This is a genomic window from Rhizobium sp. YTUHZ045 (genome assembly GCF_051124255.1).
Classification (GTDB): Bacteria; Pseudomonadota; Alphaproteobacteria; order Rhizobiales; family Rhizobiaceae; genus Rhizobium.
On record NZ_CP101432.1, the window covers coordinates 2,089,569 to 2,110,622 of the forward strand.

15 protein-coding genes are annotated in these 21,054 nt (G+C 63.1%); 8 read left to right on the top strand and 7 right to left on the bottom strand.

What is annotated here, in order from left to right:
* Positions 1 to 17 precede the first annotated feature (17 nt).
* Positions 18 to 2,618: a cell cycle histidine kinase CckA gene (cckA, locus tag NMA58_RS10630; RefSeq protein ID WP_434713277.1), complete on the bottom strand. Its 2,601-nt coding sequence runs from the start codon at positions 2,616 to 2,618 to the stop codon at positions 18 to 20.
* Between the two features lie 304 nt (positions 2,619 to 2,922).
* On the opposite strand from cckA, the gene NMA58_RS10635 reads away from it, so the two are divergent.
* Together NMA58_RS10635 and NMA58_RS10640 are read left to right on the top strand one after the other, a co-directional pair.
* Positions 2,923 to 3,948 (top strand): flagellar biosynthetic protein FliO, encoded by a 1,026-nt coding sequence (locus NMA58_RS10635; protein WP_434713279.1) that lies wholly within the window; start codon positions 2,923 to 2,925, stop codon positions 3,946 to 3,948.
* 404 nt (positions 3,949 to 4,352) lie between these two features.
* Positions 4,353 to 4,988: a DUF1062 domain-containing protein gene (locus tag NMA58_RS10640; protein WP_434713408.1), complete on the top strand. Its 636-nt coding sequence runs from the start codon at positions 4,353 to 4,355 to the stop codon at positions 4,986 to 4,988.
* Between the two features lie 91 nt (positions 4,989 to 5,079).
* On the opposite strand, the gene dksA is transcribed toward NMA58_RS10640, so the two are convergent.
* Positions 5,080 to 5,499, bottom strand: a complete 420-nt coding sequence (gene dksA, locus NMA58_RS10645; RefSeq protein ID WP_008525884.1) for an RNA polymerase-binding protein DksA — start codon at positions 5,497 to 5,499, stop codon at positions 5,080 to 5,082.
* A gap of 275 nt (positions 5,500 to 5,774) precedes the next feature.
* On the opposite strand from dksA, the gene NMA58_RS10650 reads away from it, so the two are divergent.
* From NMA58_RS10650 to NMA58_RS10665, 4 genes are all read left to right on the top strand, one after another.
* Positions 5,775 to 6,269: a SixA phosphatase family protein gene (locus NMA58_RS10650; protein WP_085778348.1), complete on the top strand. Its 495-nt coding sequence runs from the start codon at positions 5,775 to 5,777 to the stop codon at positions 6,267 to 6,269.
* Between the two features lie 75 nt (positions 6,270 to 6,344).
* A complete protein-coding gene (locus tag NMA58_RS10655; RefSeq protein WP_434713280.1) occupies positions 6,345 to 7,820 on the top strand; it encodes a YcjX family protein in 1,476 nt (491 codons plus the stop codon).
* Positions 7,817 to 8,896 (top strand): YcjF family protein, encoded by a 1,080-nt coding sequence (locus NMA58_RS10660; protein ID WP_434713281.1) that lies wholly within the window; start codon positions 7,817 to 7,819, stop codon positions 8,894 to 8,896. Before NMA58_RS10655 ends, NMA58_RS10660 begins: the two co-directional genes overlap by 4 nt.
* 209 nt (positions 8,897 to 9,105) lie before the next feature.
* A complete protein-coding gene (locus NMA58_RS10665) occupies positions 9,106 to 9,657 on the top strand; it encodes a hypothetical protein (RefSeq protein WP_085778351.1) in 552 nt (183 codons plus the stop codon).
* A gap of 69 nt (positions 9,658 to 9,726) precedes the next feature.
* On the opposite strand, the gene folK is transcribed toward NMA58_RS10665, so the two are convergent.
* From folK to folP, 3 genes are read right to left on the bottom strand one after another with little or no spacing between them, the layout of a single operon-like run.
* Positions 9,727 to 10,245, bottom strand: coding sequence for a 2-amino-4-hydroxy-6-hydroxymethyldihydropteridine diphosphokinase (gene folK, locus NMA58_RS10670; RefSeq protein ID WP_434713409.1), 519 nt, complete (start codon positions 10,243 to 10,245; stop codon positions 9,727 to 9,729).
* Positions 10,238 to 10,603, bottom strand: coding sequence for a dihydroneopterin aldolase (folB, locus tag NMA58_RS10675; protein ID WP_434713282.1), 366 nt, complete (start codon positions 10,601 to 10,603; stop codon positions 10,238 to 10,240). Before folB ends, folK begins: the two co-directional genes overlap by 8 nt.
* A complete protein-coding gene (folP, locus tag NMA58_RS10680) occupies positions 10,600 to 11,469 on the bottom strand; it encodes a dihydropteroate synthase (protein WP_434713283.1) in 870 nt (289 codons plus the stop codon). The genes folB and folP overlap by 4 nt, the downstream gene beginning before the upstream one ends.
* Before the next feature lie 102 nt (positions 11,470 to 11,571).
* Between folP and NMA58_RS10685 the strand changes: the two genes are divergently transcribed.
* On the top strand, positions 11,572 to 12,198 hold the full coding sequence (locus NMA58_RS10685) for a DUF922 domain-containing Zn-dependent protease (protein ID WP_434713284.1): 627 nt from the start codon (positions 11,572 to 11,574) through the stop codon (positions 12,196 to 12,198).
* Positions 12,199 to 12,549: 351 nt separating this feature from the next.
* On the opposite strand, the gene NMA58_RS10690 is transcribed toward NMA58_RS10685, so the two are convergent.
* Together NMA58_RS10690 and NMA58_RS10695 are read right to left on the bottom strand one after the other, a co-directional pair.
* Positions 12,550 to 12,870, bottom strand: coding sequence for a 2Fe-2S iron-sulfur cluster-binding protein (locus tag NMA58_RS10690; protein WP_011425597.1), 321 nt, complete (start codon positions 12,868 to 12,870; stop codon positions 12,550 to 12,552).
* Between the two features lie 206 nt (positions 12,871 to 13,076).
* The gene (locus tag NMA58_RS10695; protein ID WP_085778354.1) at positions 13,077 to 13,460 is read right to left on the bottom strand and encodes an Hpt domain-containing protein; all 384 of its coding nucleotides are present in this window, start codon (positions 13,458 to 13,460) and stop codon (positions 13,077 to 13,079) included.
* 462 nt (positions 13,461 to 13,922) lie between these two features.
* Here NMA58_RS10695 and NMA58_RS10700 point away from each other — a divergent pair, with 462 nt between their 5' ends.
* Positions 13,923 to 21,029, top strand: coding sequence for a hypothetical protein (locus tag NMA58_RS10700; RefSeq protein ID WP_434713285.1), 7,107 nt, complete (start codon positions 13,923 to 13,925; stop codon positions 21,027 to 21,029).
* Positions 21,030 to 21,054 lie beyond the last annotated feature (25 nt).

Below are 21,054 nucleotides of genomic sequence, written 5' to 3' on the forward strand. Positions count from 1 at the left end.
AAACCATCAAGCCGTAATCAGCTATCCAACGTTTCCTTCACCACCACGGCAAGCTGCTTCAGCGAGAACGGTTTCGGCAAAAACCCGAATTTCGCATCCGGCGGCAGATTGCGGGCGAAGGCGTCCTCGGCATAGCCGGAAACGAAGATGAATTTCAGGTCGGGATAGTTCTTACGCAACTCGCGCAGCAGCGTCGGGCCGTCCATTTCAGGCATCACCACGTCGGAAACGACGATGTCGACCTTGCCCTCGAGCTCCTCCATGATGCTCAGCGCCTCGACGCCCGAGCCAGCCTCATGCACGGTGTAGCCGCGCGTTTCCAGCATGCGCTTGCCGCCGCGGCGCACCGCTTCCTCGTCTTCGACGAGAAGGACGACGGCCGAGCCGGTCAGGTCCTCCGGCTGCTGCGCGGCCACCGCCGGCGCGGCTGGGACTTCATTGATGGCGTTGTCGATCGAACCCGCCTCCGCGGCAATCGCCGGTTCTGGGATGTGGCGCGGCAGGAAGACCCGGAAGGTCGTGCCTTTGCCGACTTCGGATTCCGGCTGGATGTAGCCGCCCGATTGCTTGACGATGCCGTAGACCATGGCGAGACCAAGCCCGGTGCCCTTGCCGACATCCTTGGTGGTGAAGAAGGGCTCGAAAATCTTGTCCATGATCTCGGGCGCGATGCCTGTACCAGTATCGGCGACTTCGACCAGCACCATGTCCTCGGCCGGCATGTAGGAATAATTGAAGGCCGCGACCTCGGCTGCGGTCAAATTGCGGGTGCGCAGCGTCAGCGTGCCGCCGTCAGGCATGGCGTCGCGCGCATTGACGCAGAGATTGATCAGCACCTGCTCGAATTGCGAAAGGTCGGTTTTGACGGGCCAGAGATCGCGGCCATATTGCACATCGAGCTTGACATTAGTGCCGGAGAGCAGCCGGTCGACCAGCATGCGCAGGTCGCCGACGACATCGGTGAGGTTCAGAACCGAGGGCCGCATTGTCTGCTTGCGTGAGAAGGCGAGCAACTGGCGCACCAGCACCGCGGCGCGGTTGGCGTTGCGCTTGATCTCCATCAGATCGGCGAAGCTTGCATCGGAAGGACGCGCCTGCAGCAGCAGGTGATCGGAAGAAAGCAGGATCGCCGTCAGGACGTTGTTGAAATCATGAGCGATACCACCGGCGAGCGTTCCGACAGCGTTCATCTTCTGCGTCTGCGCCATCTGCGCTTCCAGCGCCTTCTGCTCGGTCACCTCGACGGCATAGACGATCGCCGCCTCTTCGGGCGCCTCGTCGCTCTGGTCGATAACGGCGTTGACATAAAAGCGGAAATAGCGCGCCTCGTCTGTCGGCGTGCGGGTGTCGAGCGGCGGGATGTCGCTCTGCCGGTCCTTGGCGGCCGTCAGCGCCGCGGCCAGTTGCGGCCGATCGCTCTCCTGCACGATCGTTTCCAGATATGGCGCCTTTTCCAGGTCGTCGCGCGAGACGATGCCGGAGAACAGCTTGAGGAACGGCGCGTTGGTGCGCAGGATGCGTCCGTCGCCGTCGACCGAGGCGATTGCCATCGGGGTATTGTTGAAAAAGCGGGTGAAGCGCATGGCGGCCGCCGAAGCCGACTGGCCGCTCTCGCTGCTCTTTCCGCGCGCCAGCACGATCGTCCGGCTTTCGCCAGGCGCGCCGTCGCGCATCGAGGTGACGCTGTGAATGATCTGCACCGGCAGGCTCTGGCCGTTGGTCTTGCGCAGGTCGAGATCCAGCGTCACGGTTTTTTTCAGGCCGGGCTCGGCCTGCACCGACTGGATCAGCGCCAGCCCCTCGCCCGCCACCAGGTCGCCGATCGACATCGAGCCCGGCAGGAACTTGGTCAGGTCGAGGCCCAGCCACTCTGCAAGCGTCGCGTTCAGGTAGAAGATCTCGCCCTTCCTGCCGGCGGAGAAGAAGCCGGCCGGCGCGTGGTCGAGATAATCGATCGCATTCTGCAGCTCCTTGAAGAAGCGCTCCTGATCGTCGCGTTCGGCGGTGATGTCAGTGATCTGCCAGATCTGCAGCGGCTTGCCGCCATCATCCTCCGGCTGCAGCAGCCGCACCTTCAGCCGGTACCAATGCGCGCCCGAGCTGTTGCTGCCGGGCCCGACGGCGCGCAGCAGGCGGAATTCCTCCCGGCCCTCCTTGCCCTCGCGCAGGCCATTGACCAGCCGGTAGAGCGCCTCGTTGGATTCGCGGTGCCGCGACAGCAGCGTTTCCAGCGTCTGCACTTCGGTTGCCTTGCGCGCGCCGGTGAGCGCGCCATAGGCGGCGTTGGCATAGATGATCCGGCCCTTATCGTCGGTGATCAGCGTGCCGTCCGGGTGGCTGTTGAGGAAGGCGCGCGCCAAGCTGTCGGACTGGCGCTGCGGCATCACCTCGATGAAGCCGATAACGGAAGATACCAGGAAGAAGATGCCGACCATGGCGAGAACGCCGAGACCGCCGAGTACCATCTCGTTGTCGAGCGATCGCTTGAAGACGACAAAAGCCCCTGCGGCCGCGATCAGCACGAGCGCCAGGAGAAGAATGCGCAAAACCGTGCCAGAACGCCCCCCACGATCCACAAGCGGTGCGTTATAGTCGTCGACCTGACGCGGTTTCGTCATATATTCCTCGCATAAGCCTTTCCCACCTCGTAGCACGAACAAGAAGCGGGAATCAGGCGCTCTTTCCTTCTTAGCAATTTGCCACGCCGGCAAAAACACCGGTCGCCGGCAAGACCGCTTGAATTCACAGGCAAGAGCGCCATCTGCGCCGGATACCTGCGGCAGCGTCCCGCGCGAAGCCGGCAGCTGCAATTCGGCATAACACGAAATCGCGTTCGTGCATGGCTGGACAGGACCGGCTGCCCTTGCCTAAGGAACGGAAAAGTCGTCAATATGTGCCGAATGTGAAATGGAGTGAGTGACCATGTTCGATGATCTTGTCGCAGCCTATGGCAGCCGTTTCCTGCTTGCGGCCGGTGGCGTCGGCCTGGCGCTCCTCCTGCTCATTCTCGCACTCTGGCTGATGCGAGGTCGCGCCCCTTCGCCCTTCGTACGCGGCGGCCGCAACCGTCAGCCCCGCCTGCAGGTGCTGGATGCGGCAGCCGTCGACGCCCGCCGCCGGCTGGTGCTGGTGCGCCGAGATGATGTCGAGCATCTTATCATGATCGGTGGCCCGACCGATATCGTCATTGAAAGCCGCATCCTGCCGGAGAAGTCCGAACAGCCGGAAAGCCCCTCAAGCCCGGAGCCTGCCGCCGAGCGGCCGATCGCAGTCCCGCGGCCGGAAACACCGCCTGTTTCCGCCGCCCGTGCGCCGGTCACCCCCCGCGCCGAGCCGGCCACCGAGCCCTCCTTCGCTGCGCCCGCGTCGGAGCCGCGGCCGCGCCCCGAACCATCGGCCCCGCCCACCATGCCGCCGCCGGTGGCCACCAGCCCTCTTCCGCCAGAACCGGCGACGGCACCTCTATCGGCCGAACGCGACCAGCCCCTGCGCGCTGCCTCGCCCCAGCCGCGCACCCCGGAGCGCCCCTCTGCTCCCGCCAGCGCGCAACCGGCATCGTTCCGGGATACCGCAAGCGCTGCCGAAATCCTGGATGCCGCCCGCCAGCGCGTGCTGCCGCAGCAGCGCATCGAGCCCGAGGTCTCCGCCCCGGACATGCCGGCGCCGCGCACCGCTGCCGCTACGGCCGAGGATGAAGCGGCTGCCCAATCGGCAGCGGCGATCCGCCGTGATTTCCAACGGGTGTTGGAAGAGGAAATGTCGAACAATCTGACGGCCGAGCGGCTCGTGCCGGCTCCGGCAAACCAGGCCCCTCGCCAGGCCGCACCGCAGCCGGCCAACCAGCCGCGCCGTGATCCCGAGCTTGCCCCCATCACCGGTGCCGACACCGACCTGCAGAAAGAAGTCGCCCGCATCTTCGGCGAAATGAGCGTCAATCGCGACAAGTAAGACAAACGCTTACATCTCGGTTGTCATCCGTTAGCTTCGTCATTAAGTTGCATAAAAGCCGCAATGCTGCGGCTTTCACCTCGCCAACACCTTGGGGACTCCCTATCACGCCGATCATTTGCTATCGATCAGGTTGAAGAGCATTGGCGCATCCGAGGTAGACTTTGCCTAAGTAAATACCGGTCTCACCCCAGTTTCACCCGTGTAGCCGTAAGCGACGCGCTGGCGGCATGCGAACATGTTCATCGGGTGGTGGCGAGAGACCGGTTTGGCATTGTTACAATGTGCCATGTGCAGCTCCGCTGTCTCAGCTCTTCAGCCGCCCACAACATCGCCATACCGCGCCCGCAAGGGTTTTCTCATGCACCATCTTGGTGGACTTCCGAACGGAAGACCAAGACGATATGTGCAAGACACTTCGGGTCCGATGGACCATTACTCCCAAAACGGCGCCCCAGCCATGGATTGCCTGCGGTGGATGCGGGGGCCTCAGAGCTTTCCGATCCAGCGGCAAGGTCCGGCTCAATGCCAACGGTCGCAAGCTCGACGCCTGGCTGATTTACAAATGCCTGATCTGCGAAAGGACATGGAACCGCCCGATCTTCGAACGCCGGAATATTCGAGACGTCGATCCGATGATTCTCGACGCGCTGCAGTCCAACGACCCGGACTGGATTCGGGCGGAAACCTTCAATCTTGATGCGCTGCGGCGCAAGTCACAGCGTGTGGACGAGTTCGCCGAATTCGACATCGCCAAGGAGATCCGGCACGAGACCGGAGGCTGGACGAGCCTGGAAATCGAACTGGCGGCTCCGTTTCCAACGAGCATACGCCTGGATCGGCTGCTGGCCGGCGAGTTGCAGATGTCACGCTCCCGCCTCCAGGCTCTTCACGATCGGGGCCTCTGTCGAACAGAGCCCGACCGGGCCGACATCATGCGACGGCGGATCATGAATGGCACCCTCGTCACAATCAATCTCCCCACGCAGGCGGAGCGGGAACCAATCTGGAAAGCTCTGGCGACCGACGCTTGCCCGTAACCTCTTCTTCGACACGCCGGGAGATGGCTCAACAAAAAGCGCCGCGATCGGATCGCGGCGCTGAATTTGTCTCATCTCTGCATGGGGATGGTCATTCGTCGCGGTAGACCTTTTCGCGACGTTCGTGGCGCTCCTGCGCCTCGATCGACAGCGTCGCGATCGGGCGGGCGTCGAGACGCTTGAGACCGATCGGTTCGCCGGTTTCCTCGCAATAGCCGTAGGTGCCGTCTTCGATGCGCTGCAGCGCCGCGTCGATCTTGGAGATCAATTTTCTCTGCCGGTCGCGGGCGCGAAGTTCGATCGCCCGGTCGGTTTCCGACGACGCCCTGTCGGCGAGATCGGGATGGTTTGCGCTTTCCTCGGCCAGATGGTCGAGTGTTTCGCGCGCTTCTCTAAGGATATCGTTTTTCCAGGCGACCAGCTTTGCCCTGAAGTAGGCACGCTGGTTTACGTTCATGAATTCTTCCTCTTCCGAGGGAACGTAATTGCTAAGATCGATCTTCTCACTCAACGCGATTCTCCTGAAGAACATCTCATCTGGCGGGGTGTATATCCCAAGCGCTAGCCGCGATTCAAGCCAAATACGACAGCTAAACAGATTTTTAAATCTGTTACAATTTTCAGCTAACGGACTATTTTCTCATGATTATTCCCGGCCGCAATTTTGGTCTCGTCTTCAAAACGCCGTGTTTTCGGCCACGTTTTGGGCCGTTGCGGCATGGCTGGCGGTTGACGGCGGAGTATCCCTACCGCTACTGAAAAGACCCGCCGATCCTGGATTTGCCCATGACCGTACCGCTGCCTCCGCCCAATCGCATCTATCTCCTGCGTCATGCCGAGGCCGCCTGGGCAGAACCCGGACAGCGCGATTTCGACCGGCCGCTCAACGAAAAAGGTTACGGCGATGCCGAGGTTATCGCCGACAAAGCCGCCGACAAGGGCTACCGTCCCGATCTTCTGATCAGTTCGACGGCGCTGCGCTGCCGCGACACCGCCGATGCCGTCCATCGGGCGATGGGTGTGGCACTGGACGTGAATTACATCGACGCGCTCTACAACGCCACGGTCGATACGTATGTCGAGATCGTCGATGCGCAGGATAAGGCCGCCGTCATGCTGATCGGCCACAACCCGACGATCGAGCAGGCGCTTGAGGCGCTGATCGGCCACGAGGCTATGGTGAACGCACTTCCCGCCGGCTTTCCGACGGCGGGCCTCGCCGTTGTCGATTTTGACGCTTCCGCCAGCGGCTGGCGCCTTATCGATTTCCTCGTCGTCTGAAGTCTTTCGCTGCGCTTCTTTTTCGGGCGACGCAGTCTTCCTATATTGCCGGCAGTCATCAACCGGAATTGCGCCTTGCCGCCACGCCTGACATCCCTCGCCGACGACGCCCGCATCGCGTTTGATAATCTCGCCGACAGGGCAAGCGGCCTCGTCAATCCGACCGTGCGGCTCGGCGTCACCGGCCTCTCCCGTTCCGGCAAGACGGTCTTCATCTCCTCGCTTGTTCACAATCTCCTGCATGGTGGCCGGCTGCCGCTGTTCGAGCCGGTGCAGTCGGGGCGCGTTTCAGCCGTGCGGCTGGAGCCGCAGCCGGATGACGCTGTGCCCCGTTTCCAATATGAGGATCATATCCGGGCGCTGGTGAAGGATCGCGTCTGGCCGGATTCCACTCGCGCCATTTCCGAACTGCGCATCACGCTCGATTATCAGAGCGCCAGCGGCTGGAACCGCCTGTTCTCGCCCGGCCGGCTGTCAATCGATATCGTCGATTATCCAGGGGAATGGCTGCTCGACCTGCCGCTGCTCGGCAAGGATTACCGCACCTTCAGCGAGGAAACGATCGCGCTTGCGCAAATCGGCGTGCGCTCCGAACTGTCGCGGCAATGGTTGGCGCTGACCCGTGCCGCCGATCTAAATGCCGGCGCCGACGAGATGGCTGCCCGCGCGCTTGCCACCGCCTTTGCGGATTACCTCAAGGCCTGCAAGGCCGACGAGCGCTCGCTATCCACCTTGCCGCCCGGACGCTTGCTTCTACCCGGCGATCTCGACGGCTCGCCGGCGCTGACTTTCGCCCCGCTCGTCCTGCCGCCGGGCACACGTCCCGATCGCGGCTCGCTCTGGACGATGATGGAGCGGCGTTACGAGGCCTATAAATCCGTCGTCGTCAAACCATTTTTCCGCGAGCATTTCGCCCGGCTCGACCGCCAGATCGTGCTGGTCGACGCGCTGCAGGCCATGAACCGCGGCCCCGAAGCCGTCCAGGATCTCGAGCGCGCGCTGACCGACGTGCTCGCCTGTTTCCGCCCGGGCACCAATTCGCTGCTCTCGTCGCTGCTGGGGCGCCGCATCGACCGTGTGCTGGTTGCCGCAACCAAGGCCGACCATCTCCATCATGAGAGCCATGATCAGCTCGATGCGCTGACCCGCCGCCTCGTCGATCGCGCCATCGCCCGCATCGGCATGGCCGGAGCCGGCATCGACGTGATGGCGCTCGCCTCCGTACGCGCCACGCGCGAGGCATCGGTAAAACGCGACGGCCATGAACTGCCTGTCATCGTCGGCACGCCGATGGAGGGCGAAACCATTGCCGGCGAACGATTCGACGGCCAGAGAAAGACCGCGATCTTCCCCGGAGACCTGCCGCGGGATCCGGAAAGCCTGTTCGACCGCATCGCTTCCGGCGAGACCGCCGATATCCTGCCCGACGTTAACGTCGTCAGATTCCGCCCACCCCATCTCGAGGAGACCGGCGGCGGCATCAAGCTCTCGGTGCCGCATATCCGCCTTGACCGCGCCATGCAGTTCCTGTTCGGAGACCGTCTCGCATGAGTAAGCCCCCCTCCGATTTGCCGCACCGCCCACCCGCCGCCTTCGCCTATGAGGATGAGGCTGCCGTGCCGCGCGACAATGGTCGGCAACAGCAAGGCCGGCGCAGACCGGAAAGCTTCTCGGAAGACATCGTCTTGACGCCCGACGAGGAGGATCCCTTCATCAGTCCGGACAGGGATGCGAGCGCAGTGCCGGTGGCAACACCGCGCAAGCGGCGCTCCTCCTTCGGCAAGATCGCACTAGGCGCCTTCGGGATCCTGCTGTCGCTCGGCATCGGCCTCTGGACCGACCGGCTGATCCGCGATCTCTTCACCCGCGCCGACTGGCTGGGTTATGCAGCTCTTGGCGTGCTGGCGATCGGCGTACTCGCCGTGCTTGCCCTTGTCATCCGCGAAACCGCGGGCATGATGCGCCTTGCCGCTGTTCAGGCGATCAAGGCGGAAGCAGAGGCGGCGATCCTCGAAACACGGCCGGCGAAAGCGCGCGCCGTCGTTGCGCGCCTCACTATGCTTCTTGCGGCCAATCCCGAGACATCGAAGGGCCGCGCGACGCTGAAGGCGACCGAGGGTGAGGTCATCGACCCCCCGCATCTGATCGCCCTGGCCGAACGCGAGCTGCTGGCCCCACTCGACCGCAAAGCGCGGGCGCTCATCGTCAACGCCTCCAAGCGTGTCTCGATCGTCACCGCCGTCAGCCCGCGCGCGATCGTCGATCTGCTTTATGTGCTCTACGAGTCCGTCCGCCTCATCCGCGCCATGGCCGAGCTCTACGGAGGCCGCCCCGGCACGCTCGGCATGTTCCGCCTCCTGCGTGACGTGCTGGCCCACCTCGCCGTCACCGGCTCGATCGCTGTCGGCGACAGTCTCGTCCAGCAGGTGCTCGGCCACGGGCTGGCCTCAAAGCTATCGGCCCGACTCGGCGAGGGCGTGATCAACGGTCTGATGACTGCTCGCATCGGAATCGCGGCGATGGATCTTTGTCGTCCACTTGCCTTTCGCGCGGTAAAGCGGCCGGGAATCGGCGATTTTATCGGCGATCTCACACCTTCAATGTCGCCGCGCGGCAACAATTCTTAACTGACGAGGCGATTCCGCAGCTCTCACCTTCCCTTGGGTGAAGTTGGCGAAGTTAAGGAGATTCAACACTGTAGCCGCCGGATCCTAAAATCCGCGGGGCATGACAGAAATCCAATCCCTCGCATTTCGGCACAATCGCAAGGAAGGATTAACCATTCTTCGGCAAAACTTGGCACCAGTTCGTGAGTGGTGTTTGCCAAGGAAAATCCATGTATTCGCGCCAGTTTCTCTTCTTATGCGGCCTCGCCGCCGCGGCATTGTCTCCTGTCGCAGACGTCGCTCCGGCAGCCACGGCCGCAACCCGCGACAAGGCCTTCTTCGAATCCGTCACCGGCTCGTGGAAGGGCCCCGGCGAGATCGTCGCCGGCAAGTACAAGGGCACGAAATTCACCTGCAATCTGACCGGTGAACCCACCGGCGACGGCACTGCCGGCATCAAGCTCGACGGCACCTGCCGCGTCGGCGTCTTCAAGCAGCCGATGAGCGCCGTCATCTCGCAGTCGGGCTCCACCTACAAGGGAAAATTCCTCGACGGCGCCGCCGGAAAGGGTCTTGACGTTGTCTCCGGCGCCGTCACCGAGGATACCGTCGTGGTGGGCATCAACCGCGCCAAACTGAACGGCGCAATGATCGCCCGCGTGCGTGACGACAAGACGATGAACGTCACCGTGTCGGTCAAGGTCGAGAGCCAGATGATCCCGGTTATCGGCCTGACATTGACTCGTCAGGTCGACGAAATGGCCGTCGGCTCCATCCAGTAGACGGATTGCATGACGGATTTTCCTGAAGCGGTGGGTTTCCCCGCCGTATCGCGTTTTAGGATCCGTGCTTCACGCGCTCCGCCACCAGTCGCCGCTGTCATCGGCGACCTCGATGCCGGTCACGTCGGCCTCGAGCAGCCAATCGCTGACCGGCCGGTCCCTGACGAGAAGGCCTGGGGCGATATCAGCAAGCGGCATCAGGACGAAACCGCGGTCGGTCATACGGGGATGCGGCAACTCCAGCCGCGGTGCCTGCTGGACGACATTGCCATAGGTCAGCACGTCGATATCGAGCGTACGCGGTCCCCATCGCTCGATACGCTCGCGTTTCATCTCGCGCTCAATCGACAGGCAAACATCGAGCAACGCCTCTGGAGGGAGCCGGGTTTCGACCGCAGCGCAGGCATTGAAGAAGAACGATTGGTCCGTTTTACCCCACGGCGGCGTGCGATAGAGCCGCGACACGGCGGTGACACGACAGTCGTCGCGCCCGTCCAGTCTCTGCAGCGCCGTGGCCATCGCCTTTACCGGATCGCCGATATTGCCACCGAGGCCGAGTGTGGCCGATTGCGATGCAGCCTCAGGCAAAATGCTCAACACTCACCTGCACGAAATCGAGCACCCCGGGCACCGGCGCATTGGGCTTGCGCACTGTGATCTTCGCCCGCCGCACCTCCGGGAACGTCTGACAAAGGCCCTTGGCGATATCGAGCGCCAGTGCTTCGATGAGATAGCGTCGCTTGCCGGTGACGATCTCCTCGATCACCGTAAAGGCAATGCCGTAATTGACGGTGTCGTTGATCGAATCGCTTTCCAGCGCCTCGCCCGCGACGACATCGAGCTCGGCATCGACGAAGAAGCGCTGACCGAGGAATTCCTCCTCGTCATGCACGCCGTGGCGCGCGAAGAAGGCGCAGTTCTGCAGCGTGATCGTGTAGGTGGTCATGTCGGCCGCTTCCTCTCGAATTCCTGGCGCGCATTGAGCATAGCATCGGCGATAGCAAGCGCATCCCTGTTGATTGCGACATTGTGCACCCGGAAAACCGCAGCCCCTTGAAGCCTGAGCAGCGCGCTTGATGCGGCCGTCGCTGCATCCCTCTCCGGCGCCTCGCGCCCCGTCACCGCGCCGAGGAAGCGCTTGCGTGACGTGCCGGCAAGCAGCGGCAGACCGAAGCGCGACAGTTCGGAAAACCGCGCCATCAGCTCCAGGTTTTCCTCCGCCGTCTCCTTGGCGAAGCCGAAACCCGGATCGAGCACGATCCGGTCGCTGGTAACTCCGGCCGCGGCGGCGATCGCCAGCGACCGTTCGAGGAAATACGCTTGGTCGGCAATCACATCGGCAAGTTTGACCCTGTCGCGGCCGGTATGCATGATGCAGAGCCCCGCCCCGGTGGCCGCGGCCACATCCGCGATACCTGCATCTTTCTGTAGTCCGAAGACGTCGTTGACAATATGGGCGCCGGCGCCGACCGCCAGCCGCGCCGTCTCGGCACGGTACGTATCGATCGAGATCAGCGCCTCGGTACGACCGCGCAGCGCCTCGATCACGGGCAACACCCGCGCCTGCTCTTCCGAAGGACTGACCGACGCCGCACCCGGCCGGGTCGATTCGCCACCGATATCGACGATCGCAGCACCGTCGCTGACCGCCTGCAATGCGTGTTCGACGGCGGCATCGACGGTTTCAAAACGTCCGCCGTCGGAGAAGGAGTCCGGCGTCACATTGATGATCGCCATGATCGCCGAACGACGGCCGAGTTCGATTTCCCGGCCATGGCCGACACGCCAGAAACTGCCTTCGAGCCCTGTCACCAGACTTGTCCTATTGATGACGAAAAAAGCCGCCATCCGATATTGCGCTTACGGTGGCTATGCCCCAAGCTCCTGCCGATTTCAACATGGGTTGCGTTCAGAATGCCGCTTGCAATGCGTTATATGTGCCTTCCTGTCGCCTTTTCCATTGCTCTTTCCCTCAGCAGTCCAGCGGCAGCTGAAGTGATCGCATCGAAAAGTTATTCCTATTTCGACATCCGCGGCAAAACCGCCGATGAACTAGACCGGGAACTCAGCCGCCGCGGCCCGACGGCGAGCGGATCGTCGGCACGCCATCCCGGCGCCACCAAGATTCGCTTCGGCGGCGAGGCCACCTATATCCAGGATGACGGCCGATGCCGCGTCGGCAATGTCAAGGTCACGGTTCACACCCAGATCATCCTGCCGCGCTGGAACAGCCGCAGAGGCGCCAGCAAGGAGCTGTCGATGATATGGGACGCATTGTCGAGTGACATCAAGCGCCACGAGGAGCGTCATGCCGAGATCGCCAGAGATCAGGCCCGCGCCATGGAGCGCGCCATCCGCACATTGCCGCAGCAGCGCAGCTGCGAGGCCATGCAGGAGCTCGTCTCCAACGAATCAACTCGCGGCATAGAGGAGCACGATCGGCTGCAGGCGCGATTCGATCGGGTTGAGGCGGTCAACTTCCAGAAGCGCATGCTGAGATTGCTGAAAAATCGAATCAACGGTCGAGCCGGCGGAAAATAAGGCTCTTTCGAGCTGATGACGAGCAGAAAAACTTAGCTGCGCAACGAAACTTGTGCGAAACTTACGCCTTCCCCAGCGTTTTAATGGTCATTTTTCATCCTGGCAGACTCAACCGGAACGCGTTAATATGAACACATTCGAAAGTTCAGGTACGGCATCTGGACTTTCCTCGCTGGGTTCTCCTGGCGCGTTCCGAAGCCGCGGATGTTCCTCCCTCATCCGTTGGTAATGCGCCCGCCTCGCCTCGCTCGCACCAGCGCGCGAGGCGTCTTTTTTTTTGGTTATGATTGGCGGATATTCGCCTCGAAGATCGGACTCCGATTTTCGGGACAATGTGCTGGCAGCGATATCTCAGGCCTGGCGTTCGGGCACGTGCACGACAAGCCCGTCATAGGCCGCCTTCATCCGGATCTGGCAGGAGAGCCGCGAGGTCGGGCGTACGTCGAAGGCGAAGTCGAGCATATCCTCTTCCATCGCTTCCGGCTGGCCGACCTTCTCCGTCCATTCCTCGTCAACATAGACGTGACAGGTGGCGCAGGCGCAAGCACCGCCGCACTCTGCCTCGATGCCGGGCACCGAGTTGCGCACGGCATTCTCCATCACGGTGGAGCCTTGGTCGACGTCGAGGTCGAAGCGCGTACCGTCGAAGGCGACGATGGTAAGTTTGGGCATCAGGACTATTTCCGGTCTTCAAATGGGTGGGCGGAGTTTCTTCCGACAAATCGACGCGTCAGTCAACATTCGGAAATCCGCCCTAACCTCGCAGATCGGGCCTTCGACCGCCGTCTTCAAAGCGTCATCTGGGACGTCGCAAAAAGACCCGTGGTTCCGCAATGAAACAACGGGCCCCGTTCGATCAACGAAAGAAGAGTTGGAGGTCAGCCGCGGCAGAGCTTGAGAATGAAATTCTCGGCGTCGAGGACGGCAGCGCCGAGCGCCGCCATTGCGCCGGCATCGCCGCCGGTTTCCTCGACGACCTCAGCCGTCTGCGAAACGCGGAATGCGCCGACCGAACTCGCCGCACCTTTCAGCCGGTGCGCAGCCGCGCCGACACGGACGGTTTCGCCGCTCGCCATATCCTGGAGGCACGCCCGCGCCTGGCGCGCAAACATCTGAAGGACTTCGATTTCCAGAGACTTGTCGCCCATTGTCTGTTTTGCGAGATGGACGAGATCGATCGGCCGTACCTTCGAGGGACACGGCCCTTGTCCATTATCAGGCGCCTCGAAAACGATTTTCAATGCTGCCAACTGACCTGCCATTTGCCACGTCTCCCGTCTCACATCGTCCGCACTTGCTACAGTTCTGCGTCAGGAGGGTGGCCATCGCGTTAAATTCCGGCACATCGGCACCGAAATCTCACCATATGGTTAACATCCGTTAAACATCCCTAAATTATTGGTTTTTAAGCAGGGCTTCGGATTCAAAGGTGTTAACAACAAGTTAACAAGTCGTGAATCTCAAGCCTTCATTAATTGTGTGCTGAGCCCAGATGTGTCACTACGATACTGGTGGAGCGGGTTTATGGTACGCGCCTTTGCCGAGTGAGTGGATAATGGTAGTGTTTTGATACCTTCCGTTTGAAAAAGCGGCTATCTACTCTGAAATGACATGCTTATCCGTCCGCGATTGGGATGGAGAGCCGTAACGGCAAAGTTGTTCCCGGGCAGGCGGAAACCGGGGATGCGCTACCGGGCCGGCCGACAGTAACGAGGCGTAATCGAATGGCGAATAACAAATACAATGAGTCGATCGAGGACAAGGCGTTCAAGGCGTTGGACGAGGCGCTCCAGATCGACTTCGGCAAGGATAACGCGCCGTCTCGCCGCGGCGACGCGCCTCAGGCGCCGGAGGGAAATGTGTCTGATCCATCGAATGCGCGCAATCAGCAGGCCCAGGAAGAAGCGCAGCGCCGCAACCGCCGCGGCGCCGGGGCCGAGCAGGCTTCCCGAGCGCCGGCCTTCGCGCCCGCCAATGATGCCAGCCGCAATACGCCCGCCTCGATCCTAAAATCCTTCGACGGCGCCTCCAGCCGCTCGGCAGTGCGCACCGCTACCCTGTTTTCCGTGCTTTGGGTCATGGCGGGCCTCGGCCTGATGTCGCTGATTTATGCGCCGCAGATCTGGCAGATCCGTTCGATCGCCGATCTGGTTGCCCTGCCCGGCGTTATTGCCGGCCTCGTCGGCATCATCATTCCGGTGATGATGTTCTATGCTTTCGCCATCATGATCTCCCGCGCTCAGGACATGCGCAACGCCGCCCGCTCCATGGCAGAGGTGGCATTGCGCCTGGCGGAGCCGGAAACCATTGCCTCCGAGCGCATCATGACCGTTGGCCAGGCAGTGCGTCGCGAGGTCTCGGCCATGAACGAAGGCATCGAGCGCACCATCGCGCGCGCTTCCGAGCTGGAAACGCTGGTCCATTCCGAGGTCAACGCGCTGGAACGCTCCTATGCGGACAACGAGTTGCGCGTGCGCGGCCTCGTCCATGAACTCGGTTCGGAGCGGGAGGCGATCGTCAACCATGCCGACCGCATCCGCACCTCGATCGGCAGCGTCCACGACCAGCTGAAGGAAGAACTGTCGCTGGCGACCGAAGAAATCGCCGTGCGGCTCGCCACGTCGGGCGAAGCCTTCGCCTCGCTGATCGACACGCGCGCAGCGACGATCCTGGAAAAATCGGACAGCGCCCTGCAGTCGATGGGCAGCCTGCTCGCCGCCAAGACCGACAGCCTGCTCCAGACCCTCAACGCCTCCGGTTTTGCGCTCGCCACCGAATTCGACAACCGCCTCGAGGCGCTCTCCGTCAACCTCAATGAACACGGCGAAAAACTGCTCAGCCAGTTTGAGACGCGCGCCTCGACCATGGACAGCAGCACCGAGAAGCTGAACGCGGCGCTAAACGAGCGCACGCATCAGCTCAATGAAATCCTGATCGCCCGCACCCGCGAGATCAACGAGAGCCTGACATCGGGCGAACGCACCATCAGCGGCACGCTCGACGACGTGCTCTCGAAGCTGAACAGCGCGCTCGATGAGAAGGGCGCAAGCTTCCGCCAGAGCCTGCAGAGCACCGCCGACGACGCCGTCATGGATCTTGATCTGCGCTCCGGCTTCTTCGAAGAGCGCCTGCAGACGACCGTTGCCCAGCTGTCGACCGCCTTCGACGAGCGTGTTGCCGAATTCACGAGCGCTTTCGACAAGCGCACCGGGTCGCTCGACACCAAGCTGATGGAGAGCCTTGCCCGCATCAACGAAACGCTGACCGGCGGTTCGGATTCGATCGAGGGCATTTTGAGCTCCAGTATCGACCGGCTCGGCTCGTCGATGACCGACCAGTCGCTGGCGCTTGCGACGGCGCTCGCAACCGGCCATGAAGTGCTGGAGAGCACGCTCAATAGCCGCACCGAAGAAATCACCACCGCACTCACCAGCCGCACCGGCGAGCTGACCTCGGCGCTGCAGAGCGCCACCTCGGACATCGCGCTGGCGCTGGCATCCGGTGCCTCCGACCTGCACAACAATCTTCAGGCCCGCTCAGCCGAATTCCGCGATACGCTGCGCGCAACCACTGCCGACTTGACCGCCGCCGTTGCCGCCGGCACCGAGCAGGTCACGACGGCCTTCGGCGGCCGCGCCGAGGAACTCACCAGCGTATTGACAGCGCGCGCAGCAGAAATCCGGGACGCGGTTGGCACAGCCCATGAGCGTATCGACAGCGTCATGGCGGAGCGCGGCGGAGCGCTGATCGATGCGTTGACCACCCATCACGGCCGCTTCGAGGAAGCGCTGACGACCCGCTCCGACGCCATTATCAACGCGGTTTCCGGCACCCATGACCGTCTTGCGGAAACGCTCGACGAAAAGGCGATGGCGCTCGCCATCTCTTTGAACGAGAGCCAGGCCCGCATTGAGGATACGCTCGAAACCCGCTCCGAGGCGCTGCTTAACGCCGTTTCCGGCACGCATGACCGCCTCTCCGAAACGCTCGACGAAAAGGCAATGGCGCTCGCCATCTCTTTGAACGAGAGCCAGAGCCGCATCGAAGACACGCTGGAGACCCGTTCCGCAGCCTTCCTCAACGCCGTCTCAGGCACGCATGATCGGCTGTCGGAAACATTGGATACCAAGGCTGCGGCCCTGACGACCTCGCTCGACGAGCGCCATGCCCGCATCGAGGACGCGCTCGGAACCCGCGCCGAAGCCTTGTTGAACAGCGTGTCCGGCACGAGCGACCGGCTTGCCGAGACCCTTGATGAAAAGGCGATGGCGCTTGCTATTTCCTTGAACGAGAGCCAGGCCCGCATCGAGGAAACGCTCGAAAATGGTTCCGCAGGCCTGTTGAACGCCGTCTCCGGCACGCATGACCGGTTTGCCGAAACGCTGCAAGGTAAGGCGGCAGCTTTTGCCAACTCGCTGAACGAAACTCAGGCACGCATCGAAGATACGCTCGAAACCCGCTCCGCTGCCCTGCTGAATGCCGTATCCGGCACTCATGAGCGTCTCTCGGAGACCCTCGATGAAAAGGCGATGGCGCTTGCCATCTCGCTGACCGAAGGCCAGGCTCGCATCGAGGACACGCTGCAGACCCGGTCGGCGGCGCTGCTGAATGCCGTTTCAGGCACGCATGACCGCCTGTCGGAAACGCTGGACGAGAAGGCGATGGCGCTCGCAATCTCTCTCAACGAGAACCAGACGCGGATCGAAGACACGCTGGAATCCCGTTCCGAGGCTTTCCTCAAGGCCGTCTCCGGTACGCATGAGCGTATCGCCGCGACCCTCGAGGAGAAGGCTTCGGCACTTACCGCCTCCTTAAACGAAGGCCAGAGCCGTCTGCAGGACACGCTGGAGAGCCGCTCGGAATCCTTCCTCAACGCAGTTTCCGCCACCCATGACCGCCTGTCCGAGACGCTCGACGATCGGGCGATGGCCCTTGCCATTTCGCTGAACGAGAGCCAGAGCCGTCTCGAGGAGACGCTGACATCCGGCGCCGATGCGATCAACAATGCGGTCTCCGGCACACATGAACGCCTGAATGGTGTGCTCGACCAGAAGGCCAGCGCGCTGGCCGCCTCGCTAAGCGAAGGGCAGATCCGCATCGAGGAAGCCCTGGGACACCGCGCAGCCGCGCTCGTCGGTGCCGTAACGGCAAGCCATGATCGGCTCACCGATGCGCTCGACGAAAAGACCATGGCGCTCGCTATTTCGCTCGATGACAACCAGAGCCGATTCGACAGCGCCCTCGAAGCCCGCAGCAATGCAATCATGGAGGCTGTCACCAGCGCCGAGGCCCGCGTCGCCGGCGCCTTTGCCGACAAGACGGACGCTATCCATAACGCCTATGCCGATAATCAGCGGCGGCTTGAATCCGCGCTCTCCGAGCACAGTGCGGTGATTTCGGGGGTTCTCGATGCGGGCGGTGCTCGCTTTGAAGATCTCGTCGGCGGCTTGACCGGCCGCATCGAAGGCCGCCTCAGCGATGCCCATGCGCGGCTCGGGAGCCTGGCCGAGGAGGCCGCGGCGCGCATCGAAGGCGGGCTCGCTTCCGCCCATGAGCGCATCCGCACGACGCTTGAGGATCGCGGCAATGCCATCGAGCTGTCGCTGAGCCAGGCGCATGCGCAGATCAGCGATACGCTCACTGAACAGGCGACCAGCATCGGCACTTCGGTGGCGACGAGCGTCAGCATGCTCGAAATGTCGCTGGAAGACCGTGAAGCCTCGATCCGCCAGGCGATCGATGCCGGCGCCCAGACATTGGAAGATCGCATGCGCGCCGGCGCCGGCCAGATCGCCGGCCGCTTCCAGGAGGCGGCGAACACGATTTCGAGCTCCGCCCAAGACCTTTCCGCCCATCTCGACCAGTCGGTTGAGAACCTTGCGGGACGTCTTGAAGAAACCGGTTCTCGTATGGAGGCCGGCCTTACGGCGATCGAGACCCGCATCCGCGACGGCGTCGGCGGCGTTGCCGAAAAGGTCGAAGCCGCCAGCAGCCAGCTCTCCGGCGTGCTTGCCGACGGCATTTCCCGCCTCGGCGCGCTCGGTGACGACGCCACCCGACGCATCTCGGCGACGCTCGAAGGCAGCGCTTCCAATCTTACACAGGCAATCGACAGCCGCACCGCCAATCTCGCCGAGACGTTGGACAGCCGCACGACCACGCTTGCAGGCGCCATCGAGGGCCGCACGGCAAGTCTCGGCGAAACCCTGGACCGCGGCAACGCACGCATCGAGGAACGCCTCTCCACTATGGATCGCGCGTTGACCGTCGGCCTCGACGCCGTCAACCGCACCATCGAGGGCAAGGCCGCCGGCCTCGCCTCGACGCTGCGCAGCGCGGTGGCCGAAGCAGCCCAGGGAATGGAAGGCGAAGCGACGAGAACGACGGAACTGCTCGGCAAGACCGGCCAGCAGTTCGCCGAGGATCTCAATGCGAAAAGCGACGAATTCACCCGCACCATGGATGAACGCTCTTCGCAGATCGTCACGCGGGTTGCCGAAGCTCAGAACCGCCTGGCAACCCAGGCCGCTGCCGTCGCCCAGACCTTCTCGGAAGCCGGCAATGCCATCGTCAACAAGGTCGCCGAGGCGGAGACCGTTGTCGGCACGCAGGTCAATGCCATTTCCAGGGCCCTGTCGGACGCCGGCCAGTCTCTCGAGGCGCGCGGCAATGCCATCCGCACGACGCTGTCGGGGGCCGGCAGCGAGATTTCCGCCACCATGGCGGATGTCGAGCGGGCGCTCGAAGCGCGCAGCAGCGCCATCCGCTCCAATCTCGAGGAGCGCGCCCGCGAGATCGATACCTCTCTCTCCGACGTCGACCGGGCGCTTGAAGCGCGCGGCAACTCGATCCGCTCGACGCTTGAGGAACGCACCCGCGACCTCAATTCGATGCTGTCAGGCCGCTCTGTCGAATTGACCCGCATCCTTGACGAAACCGCCCGCCCGATCATCGATCGCTACACCGATGCCGGCGAACAGGCGGCTGCCCGCATTACCGCCGCAGCCAATCTCAGCGCCGACCGTCTGCGCGCCGAGAACGAAGCGCTCGCCAGCGCCGTTGCCGCCCGCACCGAGAATGTCGCCAACGCCGTCAGCGCCATCGAGAATAGCCTGGTCGGCAACGTCAACGGCCTGGTTCAGCGCATGTCGGAAAGCAGCGCGGCGATGGCGATGATGATGAACCGCGCCGCCGAACAGTTGACGAGCGTCGACGGGCGTCTCGGCGAAACCACGACCCGCTTTGCCGACTCCGCCACCAAGGCGGCCGAAATGGTCAACGCATCGACCAGGCTTCTCGAAGGCAAGGTCGACCGCCTCTCCGACATCTCTGGCCAGACGCTGGCCCAGGTCGGCAGCATCATCGGCCGCTTCGACGAACATTCCAAGGTTCTGACCCAGGCCTCGCAGCTTCTGGGTGCCGCCCAGTCCAACCTTGCCTCGACGCTCGAGGAGCGTGAAGGCGCGCTGCAGGCCCTATCCGTCAGCCTGGTCCAGCGCTCCGATGAGATCCAAAAGACCATGCGCGGCCTCGGCGACATGATCGAAACCGTGTTCGAGCGGGCCGAGCAACGCTCCAACCAGGTCACCGGCAACCTGCGCCAGGGCGTACAATCTTCCTTCGCCGATATTGGCCGCGTTCTGACGGAGACCGAGAAGCGCGCTCAGGAGGCCGCCGAGACGATGCGCGAGGCGATCACCCGCGCCGGCGATGAGGCCAATACGACGATCGACAGCACCTTCGCCAATGTCGAACGCCGTTCCGGCGATCTCTCCAATCGCATTCGCGGCGGCCTCACCGCCTCCTTGTCGGAAGTCGAGCGCATGCTCGGCGAAGCCGGCCGCGCCTCCGACGGTGCTGCCCAGCACATGCGGGAATCGCTGCGCGAGGCGATTGAAGATGCCGTCGGCCGCTTCTCCGGCGCTACCGAGGACATCCGCCGCTCCGCTGCCGACATCCGCAACGAGCTCGACGCCACCCGCGCCGAACTGAAGCGCGGCGCCTTCGACCTGCCCGAGGAAGCCAAGGAAAGCGCCTCGGCCATGCGCCGCGCCGTCGCCGAACAGATCAAGGCCCTGCAGGATATCTCGCAGCTTGTCGGCCGCTCCAGCCAGCAGCTCGAAATCTCCGAACCCGCCGCCCGCTCGCTTGCCCAGGCGCAGCCGGCTCCGCGCCCGGCTCAGCCGATCGCAGCCCAGCCGCCGCGGCCGGCAGCGCCTGCGCCGATCGAAGCGGCAGGTCTGCGCGGAACGATTACGCCGCCCGCTTCGGCCGCCGCTCCTCAGCGGGCCGCGCAGCAGCCAGCCCCCACTCGCCAGGAATTGGGCCGCCAGGAACCGGCCCGGGAAAGCGGTGGCTGGATTAGCGATCTTCTGCGGGGCGCATCCCGTGAAGAGGCCGCCGACCAAGCGCCTGCCCGTGCTCCCGCCCGCTCGGCGGAAACCGCCGCACCGACCGCACGCAGCAACGACAGCCGCAATCCGCGCCATGTCGTGGAATCGCTGAATTCTCTCTCCGTCGATATCGCCCGCGCCATCGATCACGATGCCTCGGTCGATCTCTGGCGCCGCTACCAGCGCGGCGAGCGCGACGTCTTCACCCGACGCCTCTACACGCTGAAGGGCCAGCAGACCTTCGACGAGATCAAGCGCAAATACGACCGCGAACCGGAATTCCGCACCGCCGTCGACCGCTATATCGGCGATTTCGAAAAGCTGCTCGCCGACGTCGCCCGAACCGACCCGAACCAGACAGTCACACAGTCCTATCTGACGTCGGATACGGGCAAGGTTTACACCATGCTCGCCCACGCAGCGGGCAGGCTGAGATAGAGTCTGGCCGATATCGTGGAAATGA

What these genes read in the sequence shown, in the direction of transcription:
- cckA (WP_434713277.1), bottom strand. Translation starts at nt 2,618, where the DNA reads ATGACGAAACCGCGTCAGGTCGACGACTATAACGCACCGCTTGTGGAT.
- NMA58_RS10635 (WP_434713279.1), top strand. Translation starts at nt 2,923, where the DNA reads ATGTTCGATGATCTTGTCGCAGCCTATGGCAGCCGTTTCCTGCTTGCG.
- NMA58_RS10640 (WP_434713408.1), top strand. Translation starts at nt 4,353, where the DNA reads ATGTGCAAGACACTTCGGGTCCGATGGACCATTACTCCCAAAACGGCG.
- NMA58_RS10650 (WP_085778348.1), top strand. Translation starts at nt 5,775, where the DNA reads ATGACCGTACCGCTGCCTCCGCCCAATCGCATCTATCTCCTGCGTCAT.
- NMA58_RS10660 (WP_434713281.1), top strand. Translation starts at nt 7,817, where the DNA reads ATGAGTAAGCCCCCCTCCGATTTGCCGCACCGCCCACCCGCCGCCTTC.
- NMA58_RS10665 (WP_085778351.1), top strand. Translation starts at nt 9,106, where the DNA reads ATGTATTCGCGCCAGTTTCTCTTCTTATGCGGCCTCGCCGCCGCGGCA.
- folB (WP_434713282.1), bottom strand. Translation starts at nt 10,603, where the DNA reads ATGACCACCTACACGATCACGCTGCAGAACTGCGCCTTCTTCGCGCGC.
- NMA58_RS10685 (WP_434713284.1), top strand. Translation starts at nt 11,572, where the DNA reads ATGCCGCTTGCAATGCGTTATATGTGCCTTCCTGTCGCCTTTTCCATT.
- NMA58_RS10690 (WP_011425597.1), bottom strand. Translation starts at nt 12,870, where the DNA reads ATGCCCAAACTTACCATCGTCGCCTTCGACGGTACGCGCTTCGACCTC.
- NMA58_RS10695 (WP_085778354.1), bottom strand. Translation starts at nt 13,460, where the DNA reads ATGGCAGGTCAGTTGGCAGCATTGAAAATCGTTTTCGAGGCGCCTGAT.
- NMA58_RS10700 (WP_434713285.1), top strand. Translation starts at nt 13,923, where the DNA reads ATGGCGAATAACAAATACAATGAGTCGATCGAGGACAAGGCGTTCAAG.